This is a genomic window from Roseovarius sp. SCSIO 43702, assembly GCF_019599045.1.
GTDB lineage: Bacteria > Pseudomonadota > Alphaproteobacteria > Rhodobacterales > Rhodobacteraceae > Roseovarius.
Window position 1 is genome coordinate 500,985 of the sequence record NZ_CP080623.1, and the last position, 15,147, is coordinate 516,131.

Annotated in this window: 17 protein-coding genes; 8 read left to right on the forward strand and 9 right to left on the reverse strand. The window is 66.0% G+C overall.

What is annotated here, in order from left to right:
- Positions 1-66 precede the first annotated feature (66 nt).
- From K1T73_RS02260 to pncB, 4 genes are all read left to right on the forward strand, one after another.
- Entirely contained in the window at positions 67-495 is a 429-nt protein-coding gene (locus tag K1T73_RS02260; protein WP_220602383.1) for a glyoxalase/bleomycin resistance/extradiol dioxygenase family protein, read from the forward strand.
- The gene (locus tag K1T73_RS02265; protein WP_220602384.1) at positions 492-1,343 is read left to right on the forward strand and encodes an SDR family oxidoreductase; all 852 of its coding nucleotides are present in this window, start codon (positions 492-494) and stop codon (positions 1,341-1,343) included. Before K1T73_RS02260 ends, K1T73_RS02265 begins: the two co-directional genes overlap by 4 nt.
- Before the next feature lie 5 nt (positions 1,344-1,348).
- Positions 1,349-2,230 (forward strand): DMT family transporter, encoded by an 882-nt coding sequence (locus K1T73_RS02270; protein WP_220602385.1) that lies wholly within the window; start codon positions 1,349-1,351, stop codon positions 2,228-2,230.
- Between the two features lie 63 nt (positions 2,231-2,293).
- Positions 2,294-3,586 carry a nicotinate phosphoribosyltransferase gene (gene pncB, locus K1T73_RS02275; protein WP_220602386.1) on the forward strand — a complete coding sequence of 431 codons (1,293 nt, stop codon included), beginning with the start codon at positions 2,294-2,296 and terminating at the stop codon, positions 3,584-3,586.
- A gap of 24 nt (positions 3,587-3,610) precedes the next feature.
- Here the strand turns inward: pncB and K1T73_RS02280 are convergent, their stop codons facing one another.
- The 3 genes from K1T73_RS02280 to K1T73_RS02290 all read right to left on the reverse strand — a co-directional run bounded on the left by K1T73_RS02280 (position 3,611) and on the right by K1T73_RS02290 (position 5,273).
- Positions 3,611-3,952, reverse strand: a complete 342-nt coding sequence (locus K1T73_RS02280; RefSeq protein ID WP_220602387.1) for a hypothetical protein — start codon at positions 3,950-3,952, stop codon at positions 3,611-3,613.
- Positions 3,953-4,033: 81 nt separating this feature from the next.
- Positions 4,034-4,276, reverse strand: a complete 243-nt coding sequence (locus K1T73_RS02285) for a type II toxin-antitoxin system ParD family antitoxin (protein ID WP_220602388.1) — start codon at positions 4,274-4,276, stop codon at positions 4,034-4,036.
- A gap of 67 nt (positions 4,277-4,343) precedes the next feature.
- Entirely contained in the window at positions 4,344-5,273 is a 930-nt protein-coding gene (locus tag K1T73_RS02290; RefSeq protein WP_220602389.1) for a DMT family transporter, read from the reverse strand.
- Between the two features lie 139 nt (positions 5,274-5,412).
- Between K1T73_RS02290 and K1T73_RS02295 the strand changes: the two genes are divergently transcribed.
- Entirely contained in the window at positions 5,413-5,625 is a 213-nt protein-coding gene (locus K1T73_RS02295) for a DUF2945 domain-containing protein (RefSeq protein WP_220602390.1), read from the forward strand.
- 10 nt (positions 5,626-5,635) lie between these two features.
- Here the strand turns inward: K1T73_RS02295 and K1T73_RS02300 are convergent, their stop codons facing one another.
- The 4 genes from K1T73_RS02300 to K1T73_RS02315 form a co-directional block, all read right to left on the reverse strand.
- Positions 5,636-5,884, reverse strand: coding sequence for a SemiSWEET family sugar transporter (locus tag K1T73_RS02300; RefSeq protein ID WP_220602391.1), 249 nt, complete (start codon positions 5,882-5,884; stop codon positions 5,636-5,638).
- A 91-nt stretch (positions 5,885-5,975) separates the two neighbouring features.
- Positions 5,976-7,022, reverse strand: coding sequence for a saccharopine dehydrogenase (locus tag K1T73_RS02305; protein ID WP_220602392.1), 1,047 nt, complete (start codon positions 7,020-7,022; stop codon positions 5,976-5,978).
- A gap of 9 nt (positions 7,023-7,031) precedes the next feature.
- Positions 7,032-7,649 (reverse strand): glutathione S-transferase family protein, encoded by a 618-nt coding sequence (locus tag K1T73_RS02310; protein WP_220603580.1) that lies wholly within the window; start codon positions 7,647-7,649, stop codon positions 7,032-7,034.
- Positions 7,650-7,664: 15 nt separating this feature from the next.
- Positions 7,665-8,315: a histidine phosphatase family protein gene (locus K1T73_RS02315; RefSeq protein WP_220602393.1), complete on the reverse strand. Its 651-nt coding sequence runs from the start codon at positions 8,313-8,315 to the stop codon at positions 7,665-7,667.
- Between the two features lie 194 nt (positions 8,316-8,509).
- Here K1T73_RS02315 and fdhF point away from each other — a divergent pair, with 194 nt between their 5' ends.
- The 3 genes from fdhF (at position 8,510) to K1T73_RS02330 (ending at position 12,823) form a co-directional block, all read left to right on the forward strand.
- Positions 8,510-11,272 (forward strand): formate dehydrogenase subunit alpha, encoded by a 2,763-nt coding sequence (gene fdhF / locus K1T73_RS02320; protein ID WP_220602394.1) that lies wholly within the window; start codon positions 8,510-8,512, stop codon positions 11,270-11,272.
- Between the two features lie 106 nt (positions 11,273-11,378).
- A complete protein-coding gene (gene mtgA / locus K1T73_RS02325) occupies positions 11,379-12,098 on the forward strand; it encodes a monofunctional biosynthetic peptidoglycan transglycosylase (RefSeq protein WP_220602395.1) in 720 nt (239 codons plus the stop codon).
- Positions 12,099-12,157: 59 nt separating this feature from the next.
- Complete coding sequence (locus tag K1T73_RS02330; protein ID WP_220602396.1) at positions 12,158-12,823, forward strand: glutathione S-transferase family protein; 666 nt, start codon at positions 12,158-12,160, stop codon at positions 12,821-12,823.
- 60 nt (positions 12,824-12,883) lie between these two features.
- Here K1T73_RS02330 and K1T73_RS02335 read toward each other — a convergent pair whose 3' ends face one another.
- The gene (locus tag K1T73_RS02335; protein WP_220602397.1) at positions 12,884-14,098 is read right to left on the reverse strand and encodes a M24 family metallopeptidase; all 1,215 of its coding nucleotides are present in this window, start codon (positions 14,096-14,098) and stop codon (positions 12,884-12,886) included.
- A gap of 110 nt (positions 14,099-14,208) precedes the next feature.
- Entirely contained in the window at positions 14,209-15,105 is an 897-nt protein-coding gene (locus K1T73_RS02340) for a LysR substrate-binding domain-containing protein (RefSeq protein ID WP_259400419.1), read from the reverse strand.
- Between the last annotated feature and the right edge of the window lie 42 nt (positions 15,106-15,147).

Sequence of the window (15,147 nt, forward strand, 5' to 3'; positions counted from 1 at the left end):
TTTTGCCGCAGGTTGACACGGCTCGGGGCGGGGATCAAGCTGACCCGGCAATCGCGGGAGGCGCCCTTGGATTTCGAGACCGTGAGCCCCGAGGCCTTCGGTGCATCCCTCCGGGGGCTCGGCCTCAACCTGCTCGTGCGCGATGTCGAGGCCGAGGCCGCCTTCCTGCGCGCGCTGTTCGGCATGGCCGCGCACCGTCTCAGCCGCGATTTCGCGATCATGACCTACGGCGAACAGGTCTTTCAGCTTCACGCCGACGGCACCTACGGGGCCAATCCGCTCCTGTCGCTGCTGCCCGAGGCGGGGGCTCGCGGCGCAGGGCTCGAGATCAGGCTCTACGACACCGATCCCGACGCGGTGGCCGAACGTGCCGCCGCGCACGGCGCCACGATCCTTCAGGAACCGACCGACAAGCCGCACGGCCTGCGCGAGGTCTACGTGCTTTGCGACAACGGCTATGCCTGGGTGGCCTCGCGCCCGCTCGGGGCGGCATGACCGGCACGCTTCTCAGCCTCGGGCACGGCTATTCCGCCGCTGCGCTTGCCCGGCGCCTTCTGCCCGAAGGATGGCAGGTGATCGGCACCACGCGCGATCCCGTGAAGGCGCAGGCGATGGAGCGCGACGGGCTGCGCGCGCTTCTCTGGGACGGCCCTGGCATCGAGGCCGCGCTGTCGGAGGCGACGCACCTGCTGATCTCCGTAGCACCCGGTCCCGAGGGCGACCCGGCACTGTCCCGCTACGAGGCGGCGGTCCGCGCGACGGCCTCGCGCCTCGACTGGGCGGGCTACCTCTCGACCACGGGCGTCTATGGCGATCATCAGGGCGACTGGGTGGACGAAACGACGCCGCTCACACCCTCGACGCGCCGCGGCCGCGCGCGCGTGCTGGCCGAGACGCAATGGCGCGCGATCCCGAGCCTGCCGTTGCACATCTTCCGCCTGGCCGGGATCTACGGCCCCGGCCGCGGCCCGTTCGAGAAGGTGCGCGCCGGCACCGCGCGGCGGATCGTGAAGCCGGGCCAGGTGTTCAGCCGCATCCACGTTGACGACATCGCGCAGGTGCTCGCCGCCTCCATCGCGCGGCCCCGTCCGGGTGCCGTCTACAACGTCTGCGACGACGACCCGGCCCCGCCCGAGGACGTGATTGAACATGCGGCCGATCTTCTGGGGCTGCCCGTTCCGCCCGCGATCCCCTTCGACGAGGCCGACATGACCCCCATGGCCCGCAGCTTCTATGCGGAATCGAAACGCGTGCGGAACGCCCTCATCAAGGACGAGCTGGGCGTGCGGCTGCACTATCCCGACTATCGCGCCGGTCTTGCGGCCCTTCTGGACGAGACCTGACCGCGATGATCGAACCCGCCGCCGCCATCCGCGCCAATCTCACCGGCGCGCTCTGGATGACCGCCGCCATGGCGGGTTTCGCCGTCGAGGACGCGTTTCTCAAACGCGCCGCGCTCAGCCTTCCCATCGCGCAGCTTCTCGTGATGTTCGGCGCGGGCGGCGCGGCGCTTTTTGCCATGCTGGCCCTGTCGCGGGGCGAACGTCTGGTGACGCCCTACATCTTCACCCGCGCGATGGGCGTCCGGGTGGGCTTCGAACTGACGGGGCGGCTTTTCTATACGCTGGCCATCGCGCTCACGCCGCTTTCCTCGGCCACGGCGATCCTTCAGGCGACGCCCATCGTCGTGGTGCTGGGTGCGGTGGTGGTCTTCGGCGAGCGGGTGGGCTGGCGCCGCTGGGCCGCCATCTTCGCGGGGCTCCTCGGCGTTCTGGTGATCCTGCGCCCGGCGGGCGAAAGCTTCTCGCCGCTCTCGCTCCTGGCGGTGATCGGGATGCTGGGGTTCGCCGGGCGCGACCTGGCCAGCCGCGCGGCCCCCCTCACGCTCAGCAGCCGCATCCTCGGGGTCTACGGCTTTGCCACGATCGTCCTCGCGGGGCTGATCTATGCTGCATGGGAGGGGCGGGGCTTCGTCTGGCCCGACCGCGCCGCGGCGCTCGCGATCCTCGGCGCGGTGGGGATCGGCGTCTTCGGCTACAACGCGCTCATGCAGGCGATGCGCACGGGCGACGTCTCGGTCGTCACGCCCTTCCGCTACACGCGGCTCCTGTTCGGCCTCGCCCTGGGCATGGCGCTATTCGGCGAACGGCCCGACACGCCCATGCTCATCGGGTGCGCGATCGTGGTGGCCTCGGGCCTCTTCCTGCTCATCCGGGGCCGCCGCGCATAGCGCCTTGCACCCCCCGCACCCCTTTGCTTTAACCGTCCGAGCATTCTCCGAAAGGCCCGCGCCATGGTCGACATCGCCACCCGCGTCCACAATCACCGCTGGAAGATCGACCCCATCGTACGGTCCCTGATCGACACGGATTTCTACAAGCTGCTGATGTGCCAGTCGGTCTTTCGCAACAAGCCCGACACCCATGTCACCTTCAGCCTCATCAACCGGACGAAATCCATCCGGCTGGCCGATCTGGTGGACGAGGGCGAGCTGCGCGAACAGCTCGACCACATCCGCTCGCTCTCGCTCAAGCGCGGGGAGTCGACGTGGATGCGCGGCAATACCTTCTACGGCAAGCGGCAGATGTTCCGCCCCGATTTCATGGACTGGTTCGAGGCGCTGCGCCTGCCGCCCTATCATCTCGAGAAGCGCGACGGTCAGTATGAGCTGACCTTCGAGGGGAAATGGCCCGAGGTCATGCTGTGGGAGATCCCCGCGCTCGCCGTCATCATGGAACTCCGCTCGCGCGCGGTGCTGCACGACATGGGCAAGTTCGAGCTTCAGGTGCTCTATGCCCGCGCGATGACGAAGCTCTGGGAAAAGGTCGAGCGTCTGCGCACCGTGCCCGACCTGCGCATCGCCGATTTCGGCACGCGGCGGCGCCACTCCTTTCTCTGGCAGGATTGGTGTGTGCGCGCCATGCATGAAGGGCTGGGCGAGAAATTCGTCGGCACGTCCAACTGCCTCATCGCCAAGAACCGCGACCTCGAGGCGATCGGCACCAACGCGCATGAATTGCCCATGGTCTACGCCGCGCTCGCCGACAGCGACGAGGAACTGGCCCGCGCGCCCTATGACGTGCTCTCCGACTGGCACGAGGAGCATGACGGCAACCTGCGGATCATCCTGCCCGACACCTACGGCACCGAGGGGTTCCTGAAGCGCGCGCCCGACTGGCTCGCCGGCTGGACCGGGATCAGGATCGACAGCGGCGACCCGGCGACGGGGGCCGAGATCGCCATCGCGTGGTGGAAGGAGCGCGGCGAGGATCCCCGCAGAAAGCTCATCATCTTCTCGGACGGGCTGAGCGAAAAGAAGATCATGGAGCTGCACCGTCAGTTCCACGGCCGGGTGCGGGTCTCTTTCGGCTGGGGAACGCTGCTTACGAACGATTTCCGCGGCCTCACGCCCGACGACGCCCTGGCACCCTTCTCGCTCGTCTGCAAGGCCGTCTCGGCCAACGGCCGCCCCACCGTCAAGCTCTCCGACAACCCGCGCAAGGCCATGGGCCCCGACGACCAGATCGCGCGGTATAAACGGGTGTTCGGCGTAGGAGAGCAGGAGGCGTTGGAGGTGGTGGTTTAGGCGCGGCCTTCGGCCGGTATCGGCTCACTCGAACAACGCGAAACCGCTGACCAGCAACAGAACGAAGAAGCCCAAGACGCCGAGGTTGAACGCGCGGTGGTCATCGTGTCGATCAAACAAGGTGTCATGGCGAAACGGCCGGACCAAAAAATGCATGTAGAAGGTGAAGACCAGGAAGGCGATGAAGGCTGTAAACCACGCTGCTTCTGCAAATGTGGTTAGAGTTTCATACGACATGCGGTCGTCCCCCTTTTTCGGCCCCTCCGCCAGCCAACTGCATCCGCCGCGTCTATGCCGCAGATCGAAGTTTAGCCGCCTGTCTGGCGAGAGACTCATCTCCGAACTCGTCGATGTAGCGATCTGCACTCTCGGTTCCCCACTTCCTCGCGGAGTAAGTCCAGATATCGGTCAACTCGGCATTTGCCTGCGGCGATAAGGAGACAACTTTCACGAAACCTTCCGACGCATCTCCGCCAGGAATTTGTCGCGATCCCAAGGCTCGGCCGGTCCGCTCGCCTCGCCTTCCTCGATCAATTCTTGCAGGCGAAGCAGTTTCGTTTCTTCATTCTCCAGCATCCGCAATCCGGCGCGAACCACATCGCTGGCCGAGTTGTATCTGCCCGATTGCACGGCTCTGGAGATGAACTCGTCGAAATGGTCGCTCAGCACGACCGAAGTGTTGCGGGGCATGGCGTGACTCCTTTCGCGTGACCATACCAAATATTGGTATAGTCGGCAGTCGACCACGGTCCACCCCTCAAACCCGCGTATGCGGCCCCCTCGGTGCCGTCACCCGCGCGCGGCGCATCTGACGCTCGCGCCAGACGATCATGAGACCCCCGGCCGCGATGAAGATCGCGCCGGGCATCAGGTCATCGACCGGCGCCTCGCCGAAGAACATCCAGCCCAGCACGAAGGCGATGAGGATGCCGAAATAGTGGAACGGCGCGAGGTTGGCCTGTTCGGTCATGCGGAACGAGATCACGATCAGAAGCACCGCGCATCCGCCGAAACACCCCATCGCCAGGATCCACCCCACGTCGCCCGCGCCCTGCAGATCCGAGAACCCACCGAGCGACAGTGCGAGAACCGTGGCTCCAATGACGGACGTGCCCGAACTGTAGAGGTTGATGAGCGGACTCGGCACGTCGCCATCCATCTTCCGCGCCAGCACGCCCGACAGCGCATAGCAGAACGCGGCTGCCAGCGGCAGGAACGCATCGGCGGTGAAGCTTTCGCCGCCGGGTTTCATCACCATCACCACCCCCGCGAAGCCCACGCCCACCGCCAGCCAGCGCGCCGCCCCCACCCGCTCGCCCAGGATCGGCACGGCGAGCGCGGTCATGAACAGCGCGTCGGCATAGCCGATCGTCGCGGCGGTGGCGAAGGGCAGGCGCGACAGCGCCAGGTAGAAGCAGAACTGTGCCAGCGTCGTGATGATCCCGCGCAGGCAGGCGAGCTTCCATTGCCGCATCCTCAGCACGCGCCCGTTGGCATGCCACACCCGCGAGGACCAGAGCGCGACGGCGCTCGGGACGAGGCCCACGAAATTGCGATAGGCACTCAACTCGGCGGCGGTGTAGCGGTCCGAGAGATGCTTGATGATGAGGCCCATGCAGTCGAATAGCAGCAGCGCCAGCAGGCTCAGCACGATGGCGAGCCCGGTGCGGTCGGTGGCGCTCTGCATGTCCGTTGGCCCTCCGCTGATCCCCCTTGCGCGACGTTGGCGAAGCGCGCGGCCAAGGGCAAGCCCCACGGGGCCCCGGGAACCGCGCCGGCGTCGTCGCGGTTACGCCTCCGAAGCGGAGAAGGAACGGAGGTCCGCCATGGGCATCGCGACGGGCGACAAGGTGAAATGGAACTGGGGCGAGGGCGAAGGCACCGGCGAGGTGATCGAGCGCTTCACCCGGAAGGTCACGCGCACGATCAAGGGCAACGAGGTCACGCGCGACGCCTCGCCCGACGATCCCGCCTTCCTGATCGAGCAGGAGGATGGCGACCGCGTGCTGAAATCCGCAAGCGAGCTGAAGAAGGCCTGAGCGCGCCGCGTCACCCGAATCGCAGCTTGGCCGCTACGATGATCACCATCGCCGTTGTCGCACAGACATTCGCGGCAATGAGCGGCGCATCCCCGATCATCAGGCCGTAGGTGAGCCATAGCACCACCGTGCTCAGGAACATCAGGTTCGATGCCAGCGACAGCCCCGAGGTGTCGCGCGTGGCCCAGGCCTTCCATGCCTGCGGCACCCAGCAGATCGTGCCGAGGATCGCGGCCAGGAAGCCGATCATCTGCGCCATGTGAGGAACTCCGCGATTGGCCCCGCGCCATAAGCGCACCGGCCCGATGCGGATGCAATACCGACCTTTCGCGCGGCGCGACCGGATGCCGTCAAGGTTTCGACGCGTGACGCCGGAATTCCGCCTCGGCCCGGCCCCAGACGCCCGTGCCCATGTCATCGAGTTGCTTCAGATGCGAAAGAAGCTGGCCGGCGAAATCCTCCGAACTTTCGCGCGGCAGGAGCGAGGGCAGGTTGTCGATTGCCATCACGTCGAGCGCGGGCTCCGTCGCCACCCGCACCACCGGCTCGGTCCAGGTGGTCGCGGTGTCGTAAAGGGGGACGGGGTTGTAATCGCTGTCGGGGTCACAGGCCACGTCCCCGATCACCGAAAGCTTGCGCGGGCCCTCGACCGCGTCTTTCGGCACGAACACGGGCGTGCCGGGGCGTGCGAGGATGCAGTTGAGGAAAAGATCGTGGTCGAGGATCTCGGGAAATGGCCCGCCTCGGGCGGTCTCCTCCATGTCCCAGCGCGTCACCGAGATGCCCAGCGCCTCGCAGAGGTCCGCCGCCCCCGTGCCCACGCGCCCCCTGGCTCCGATCACGATCGCGCGGGGCCTCGCGTCGCCCATCGCCGTGCGCAGATCGTCGAGCATGGCGTCCTTGCCCGGCCATGTGTCGACCGGCGGGCAGACCTCGCCGCGCCGTTGCGCCCCCCAGGCCAGCGCCGAGACACCCGCCCCCGCATAGCCCGCCCAGTAGCCGAAGGCGGCGACGCGCCGGCCGGTCCCGTCCACCAGGTATTCCAGGTCGTAAAGCGTCCCGCCGCCCGCCGCGAACCGTTCGAGAAGCGCGCGGCCCGAGTGCTGGCCCTTGTAGGCATGGCCGAACATGATGTGCCGGTGCCTGAGCGGCGTGCCGTCCTCGGGCAGTTCCTTGAGGCCGAAGATCACCGCGTCATCGGGGGCGTCGGGCCAGCTTGCCTCGGGCACGATCCGGCACCCCGCGTCGCGGTAGGCGTCGATCGGGACCGCGCGCTGGCGGCTTTCCTCGACCGTCACGTCGAAGCCTTGCGCGATCAGCGCCCGCGCGCCCCCGGGCATGAGGCCCACGCGCTCCTCGTTGGGCCGCTGTTCGGCCCGGACCCAGAGATGTGTCATGCTTCGCCCCTATCCGAAAAGCCCGTTCTCATGTGCGTGGCGCACCGACGCGCGGCCTTCCATCTCGGTGCGGAAGGCGCGGATGCGCGGCAGCGCCTCCACGTCCACCCCGTCGCCCTCGAGCCACGAACAGACCGTGTAGAGATAGAAATCCGCCACCGAAAGCGCCTCGCCCAGGATCAGCGGTCCGCGCAGCATCCGCTCCTCCACGTAGCGCGCACTGTCGGTCATGGTCTGCACGACCTTGTTCGTCATGTCCCGGCGGCTCTCTTCCCGGTCGGCCCAGCGGTGGCCGCGCATCTTGTGGGCGTGGTTCACATGCATCGTCGAGGCGAGGTAATACATCGCCTCGCGCATCCGCGCGGCCTGCATCGGATCTCCGGGCACGAGGCTCCGCTCGGGTACCTGCGCCGCGACGAACTCGAGGATCGCGCCGGTTTCGGTCAGCACGCCGTCGCCGGTGTCGAGCGCCGGTACGCGCCCCTTCGGATTGATCGCGTGATAGGCCGCGCCGGTCTGCTCGCCCGCCCCGAAATCGAGCGCGACGAGCTCGTGCTCGATCCCTGTCTCGTCGAGCATCATGACCGCGGCGACCGAGATCGTGCGCGGTGCGTAGTAGAGTTTCATCATGGGTCGGGCCTTTCAGATGAAGGTGCGGGCATGGGCGCGCTCGGGCGGATCGAGATGCGGCGTGGCGTTGAACGTGGCCAGCATAAGCCGACCATGCACGAAATGCAGCCGGTGGATCGAGGAATTCATCACCTGCAGCATGACCGCCGCCATCGCCTCGGTCTCGAGGCGCAGGACCTGCCGCAGGATCATCCCGATCACGCCGCCCGATGTGACGATGAGCGATCGGCCGCCCTCCTCGCAAAGTTCCCGCGTCAGTGTCTCGACCCGTGTGTGGAAGCTCTGGAACGTCTCGGGCACCTCGTTCAGCCGGTCCTCGGCCCAGTGCGAGACGACCTGCGGCAGGTAGCGCGCGAACTCGCGCGCGTCGGCGGGGGCGGGCAGTCCGAACTGCGCCTCGACGGCCTGGGCGAGCGCGAAATAGCTCAGCTCGTTGAGGCGCGGGTCGGTCGCGTCGGGGGTGAACCCGGCGCTCCTCGCGGTGTCGATCTGCCGCGAGAGCGTGCCGGTGATCACGCGGTCGAAATGCGGGTTGGTGTCCTTGAAATGCGCCCCCAGCCAGCGCGCCTGGTCATGGCCCAGGTCGGACAGCCGGTCATAGCTTTCCTCGTCCGCCGCATGGCTGTTGGCCTGTCCGTGCCTGACCAGAATGATGTCTGCCATGACCGCGTCCTCCGTTTGCGGCGACGGTAGGGTCGCGGGCGGAGGAATGCAACGCGGCGGGGCGGGGAAAAATCGTTCGGTATCGGAAACATGCCCGCCCGGATTGGCGCAAATTCCGATGGGAATGTCGCGATTGGCGGACTCGCCTTTTCCGCCTCGTGGTCTAGAATGTCCCGAACCGAAGGAGCGCAGCCATGTCCGACACGATCACCTTCACGCTCGATGGCAAGAACGTCGAGGCCGCGGCGGGACAGACCATCTGGGAAGTGGCCAATGGCCGCGGTCTGGTCATCCCGCACCTGTGTCACAAGCCCGCGCCGGGCTATCGTCCCGATGGCAACTGCCGCGCCTGCATGGTCGAGGTCGAGGGCGAGCGCAATCTCGTGGCGTCCTGCATCCGCGAACCGCAGGAGGGCATGGTGGTGAGGACCGACACCGCCCGCGCCAGCTCGGCGCGCAAGATGGTGATCGAGATGCTGGCCGCCGATCAGCCCCCGCGCGACGTCGCGCACGACAAGTCCGCGCATTTCTGGGACATGGCCGAGGCCGCGGGCGTCACCGAAAGCCGCTTTCCGAAGCTCGAGGAGGGGCGGATTCCGCTTCTCGACGACAGCCATGTCGCGATGAGCGTCAACCTCGACGCCTGCATCCAGTGCGGCCTGTGCGTGCGCGCCTGCCGCGAGGTGCAGGTCAACGACGTGATCGGCATGGCGGGACGGGGGCATGATGCCTATCCGGTGTTCGACTTCGCCGACCCGATGGGAGCCTCCACCTGCGTCGCCTGCGGCGAATGCGTGCAGGCATGCCCCACCGGCGCGCTCATGCCCTCGACGGTGGTGGACGAGAACCAGGTGGGCGACCGGGCCGATTACGACCACGAGGTCGACAGCGTCTGTGCCTTCTGCGGCGTCGGTTGCCAGATCTCGCTCAAGGTCAAGGACAACAAGATCAAGTATGTCGAGGGCATCAACGGCCCCGCGAACGAAGGGCGGCTCTGCGTCAAGGGCCGCTTCGGTTTCGACTACATCCACCACCAGCACCGCCTGACCAAGCCGCTCGTCCGGCGCGACGATGCGCCCGCGAAGGGCCTCAACGTCAACCCCGACAACTGGACGGAATATTTCCGCGAGGCCGAGTGGGACGAGGCGCTCGACGTCGCCGCCAAGGGCCTCAAGGGCCGCGGCCGCGAGGTGGCGGGCTTCGGCTCGGCCAAGTGCACCAACGAGGAAGCCTATCTCTTCCAGCGGTTCATCCGAGAAGGTTTCCGCCACAACAACGTCGACCATTGCACGCGGCTCTGCCATGCCTCCTCGGTCGCCGCGCTCATCGAGAACGTCGGCAGCGGTGCCGTCACGGCGACCTTCAACGAGATCGAGAATGCCGACGTGGCCATCGTCATCGGCGCCAACCCGGTCGAGAACCACCCCGTCGCCGCCACCTATTTCAAGCAGTTCACCAAGCGCGGCGGCAAGCTCATCGTGATGGATCCGCGCGGCGTCGGCCTGCGCCGGTTCGCGACGCACATGCTGCAATTCCGCCCCGGCGCGGATGTCTCGATGCTCAACGCGATCATGCACACGATCGTCGAGGAGAAGCTCTACGACAAGCAGTATATCGAGGCCTATACCGAGAATTGGGAGGCCGAGAAGGAGCACCTGAAGGACTTCTCGCCCGAGAGGATGCAGGACATCTGCGGCATCCCGGCCGAGACGCTGCGCGCCGTGGCCCGCGACTTCGCCACCGCGAAATCGGCCATCATCTTCTGGGGCATGGGGGTGAGCCAGCATATCCACGGCACCGACAACTCGCGCTGCCTCATCAGCCTTGCGCTCATGTGCGGGCATGTGGGGCGTCCCGGCACCGGCCTGCACCCGCTCCGGGGGCAGAACAACGTGCAGGGGGCATCCGACGCGGGTCTCATCCCGATGTTTCTGCCCGACTACCAGAGCGTCACCGACGACAGCATCCGCAAGGCGTTCACCGATGTCTGGGGCTCCGAGGATTTCAGCGCCGAGAAGGGCCTGACCGTGACCGAGATCGTGGACGCGATCCACGAGGGCGACATCAAGGCGATGTATATCCTGGGCGAGAACCCGGCCATGTCCGACCCGGACGTGGAGCACGCCCGCGACGCGCTCGCCAAGCTCGATCACCTCGTCGTGCAGGACATCTTCCTGACCGAGACCGCGAACTATGCCGACGTGATCCTGCCGGCCTCGACGCTATACGAGAAATCGGGCACCGTCTCGAACACCAACCGGCAGGTGCAGATGGTGCGCCCCGCCGTCACCCCTCCGGGAGACGCGCGCGAGGATTGGTGGATCGAGACCGAGCTGGCCAAGCGCTGCGGCCTCGACTGGAGCTACACGCACCCCTCCGAGGTGTTCGCCGAGATGGCGCTCAACATGCCCTCGCTCGACAACATCACGTGGGAGCGGCTCGAGAAGACCGCCGTCACCTACCCGAGCCTCAGCCCCGACGACCCGGGCCAGGCGGTCGTGTTCGGCGACGGCTTCCCGCGCCCCGAGGGCCGGGCGAAATTCACGCCCGCGAGCATCATCGCGCCCGACGACACGCCCGATGCCGAGTATCCCATGGTGCTCATCACCGGGCGCCAGCTCGAACATTGGCACACCGGCTCCATGACACGCCGGTCGAAGGTGCTCGATGCGGTCGAGCCCGAGGCCAACTGCTCGATGCACCCCTCGACCCTGCGCAAGCTCGGGGTCGAGCCGGGCGGCATGGTGCGCCTCACCACCAAGCGGGGCAGCATCGTGACCATGGCCCGCGTCGACCGCGCGGTCGCGCCCGACATGGTCTTCGTGCCCTTCGCCTACGTGGAGGCGGCGGCGAACATCCTGACCAACCCCGCCATCGACCCCTACGGCAAGATCCCCGAGTTCAAGTTCTCGGCGGTGAAGGTCGAGGCGGTAGAGGACCAGGTCGCGGCGGAATAGCGGCTGTCACGGCTTCCCGGCGGGCGCGCGGTCATGGACCCGCGCCCGCTTTGCGTCTAGGGTCATGCCGCGCCCGCAAAGACAGGGCACGCGACCCCGAGGCAAGATGGCGACCCGATCCAGCGCATCCTCCAAACCAGGCTTCACCCTGCGGCAGGTCTTCCGGTGGCTGCGCCGCTGGAGCCTCTGGCTCGTCGCGGTGGCCTTTCTCGTGGCTTGCGGCACGCTCGCGGTCCACGCCTTCGTCCAGCCACCCGTGACGCTTTTCATGAAGCAGGAGCGGCACCGCCTCGGGAGCATTCGTCACGACTGGGTGCCGGTCGAGCAGATCGCGCCCGTCATGCTGCGCGCCGTGGTCGCGGCCGAGGATGCGAATTACTGCCGCCACTGGGGCTTTGACATGGGCGCCATCCGCGACGTGATCGAAAGCGGCGAGGATCGCGGCGCCTCGACCCTCAGCCAGCAGACGGTCAAGAACGTCTATCTCTGGCATGGCCGCTCATGGCTTCGCAAGGCGCTCGAGGCGGCCATGACCCCGCTGATGGAGGCGCTCTGGTCCAAGCGGCGCATCCTCGAGGTCTATCTCAACCTCGTCGAGTTCGACGAGGGCGTCTTCGGCATCGAGGCCGCCGCGCAGCACTATTTCGGCCATTCCGCAGCCGAGCTGAGCGCGGTTCAGTCCGCCCGGCTCGCGGCGCTCCTGCCATCGCCCAAGACCCGCTCGGCCAGCCACCCCAGCCCGCGCCTGCGCAAGCGCGCGGCGGCCATCATGGACGGGGCGGCCACCATCCGCCGCGACGGCCGCGCCGCCTGTTTCGAGGATTGAAAACGTCCGTCCAACCGGGCATTGAGAAACGACACGCAATATCGGACATCCGCCCGACCATGGCCAAGCTCTATCACGTCCCGCTTTCCCCCTTCTGCCGCAAGGTCCGTCTGAGCCTTGCCGAAAAGAAGATCGACTGCGAACTCATCGAGGAACGCTACTGGGAGCCGAGCCCCGATTTCCTGCGCCGCAACCCGGCCGGCAAGGTGCCCGTGCTGCGCATCGACGGACGCTCCATGCCCGAAAGCGCGGCGATCTGCGAGTATCTCGAGGAGAAGTATCCCGAGCCGCCACTCCTGCCGAAAAGCGCCGATGCGCGGTACGAGGTCCGTAGGCTCGTCGCGTGGTTCGACGACAAGTTCCACCGCGAGGTCACGTCCAAGCTGCTCTACGAGCGGGTGAACAAAAAGGTGATGGGCCTGGGCTTCCCCGACAGCACGAATGTCAAGGCGGGCGCCAAGGCGATCAAGTTCCACCTCGATTACATGGCATGGCTTCTCGATCACCGCCGCTGGCTCGCCGGCGACGTGATGACGCTCGCCGATTTCGCCGCCGCCGCGCATCTCAGCGCGCTCGACTACATATCCGACGTGGACTGGAACCGCAGCGACACGGTCAAGGACTGGTATGCCAAGATCAAGTCGCGCCCCGCCTTCCGCCGCATCCTCGCCGACCAGGTGCCCGGTTTCCCGCCACCTGCCCATTATGCCAATCTCGATTTCTGAGGCCGCCGCGGGGCCATCGCGGACCCGTCCTCCCACGACCGGACCGGCGCGGAACGCACGTCAGTTCGTGATGATGTTGTGTTCCGGCCCGAAGGGGAAGCCCGTGATGTTCTCGGAGCCATCCTCGCCGATGACCATAATGTCATGTTCCCGGTAGCCGCCGGCACCGGGGGTGCCCTCGGGTATCATGAGCATGGGCTCCATCGAAACGACCATGCCCGGCTCCAGCACCGTTTCGATGTCCTCGCGCAGTTCGACACCCGCTTCCCGGCCGTAGTAATGGCTCAGGACACCGAAACTGTGACCGTAGCCGAACGAGCGATATTTCAGCAGGTCCCAGTCGCGATACATCTCGTTGAGCTCGATCGCGATATCCATGCAGCGGGCGCCCGGCCTGAGCAGTTCGAGACCGCGTTCGTGGACCTTCACGTTCTTCTCCCAGATATCGAGGCTGGCATCATCCACGTGATCGCAGAACAGCGTCCTCTCGAGCGCGGTGTAATAGCCGAAGATCATCGGGAAGGTGTTGAGGCTCAGGATATCGCCCGGTTGCACGACGCGGTTCGTCACCGGGTTATGCGCCCCGTCCGTGTTGATGCCGGACTGGAACCACGTCCAGGTGTCCATCAGCTCGACGAAGGGGAAGGATTTCGCGATCTCGCGGATCATCGCGTTGGTGCCTGCGATGGCGACCTCGTGCTCGGGCACCCCGGCCTTGACGGCCTTCACGACGGCCTCACCGCCCAGGTCGGCGATGCGCGCGCCTTCCCGGATCAGCTTGATTTCCTCGTCGGACTTGATCGTGCGCATCCACATTGACGGCTGACCCACGTCCACGAATTCGACCTCGGGCAGGGCATCGCGCAACGTCCGCCGGTCCTCGAGCGAAACATGGTCGAACTCGATTCCGACACGCCGGGCGCCGCCCGTCAACTGTTGGACGGCACGATGGAAATTGTCGCGGCGCCAGTCGGTATAGGTGATGTTGTTGCCGAAGCAGCGGCGCCAGGGCTGACCGCCATCGATGCCCGCAGAGATGGTGGTGGCGCTGTCCCGGTCGATGACCATGCCATATTTCCGGCCGAAATGGCAGTAGAGCCAGCCACTGTAGTAATTGATGCAGTGACAGGACGTGAAGAGCGATGCATCGACATCGTTCTTTTCCATCCAGCTCCGCAGCTGGTTCTGGCGACGCGCCATTTCGGTTTCGGAGAACGGGGAGTATTCCTTTTCACCATTATGCCATTCCATAACGTGAAGCATGTCGTCCAACATGGGAATTTCTCTCTGCCGGTGCTTGATCGTTCAGGGGTAGCAGCGAGGTGTCCGTAAGAGAAATTAATTGAAGTGATTTATGGATAAGGGATACAAATCCTGACCGGCCGCTACCCCCTCGGCGTGAGCGTGGGGGAGCGGAAGGCCCTCACCCCCTGGGTGATCTGTTCGATCAGCTTGAGGGCCGCATCCGACATCTTGATATGCTTGTAGAACAGCCCGACATGGACATGCGGTAGCTTCGGAAAGCCGTCCTTCGGTGTAAGCACGCGCATTCCCGGCAACAGGGTTTTCTTGGTGAGGGCCGTCACCCCCATCCCGTCGAGGACCGCGTGCTGCAAGGCGGAGATCCCCGGCGTTTCGAAGGACACGTGCCAGTCCCGGCCCTCGGCGTTCAGCGCGTCGATCATCCGTTTGCGGTAAAAGCAGCCGTCGGGGTGGGCGATGATCTTGACCGGGCCATCGGGATCGATCCGGTGATCGCGTCCGCAGGCCCAGACCGGATGCTCGGACCAGTAGAGCGCGACATGCGGGGCGGGCATCACGTCGGTGATGGCGATCACCATGTCGAGGTCGTCCACATGCAGCGCACTCAGCAGATCGAGGCTTCGGTTGCAGCGGATATCCAGCAGAACCTGTGGATTGGCCTGCGCAAAGGCGGCGATGATGCTCTGGAAATACTCGATCGAGTAGTCGATCGGCAGGCCGATCCGCAAGGTACCCAGCAGCTTCGCGCGCTGCAGGTTGGCAATGGCGCGATCGTTCAGCCGCAGGATCTCCCTGGCATATCCCAGCAGCATCTCCCCGTCCGCCGTCAGTTCGATCTTCTTGCCGCGATGAGACAGGAGCTGGACGCCGGTCAATTGCTCGAGGCGTTTGACCTGGAGCGATATGGCGGGCTGCGTCCGTCCGAGCGCCGCACCCGTCTCGGTGAAATTCCGCAGGTCGACCACGGTTACGAAGGTCCGCAAAAGGTCAGTCTGGAGGTTCGTGAAACGACGCATCATTAAGATCCCTTATGGGAGCATTGCTACTATGAATTTTACGCA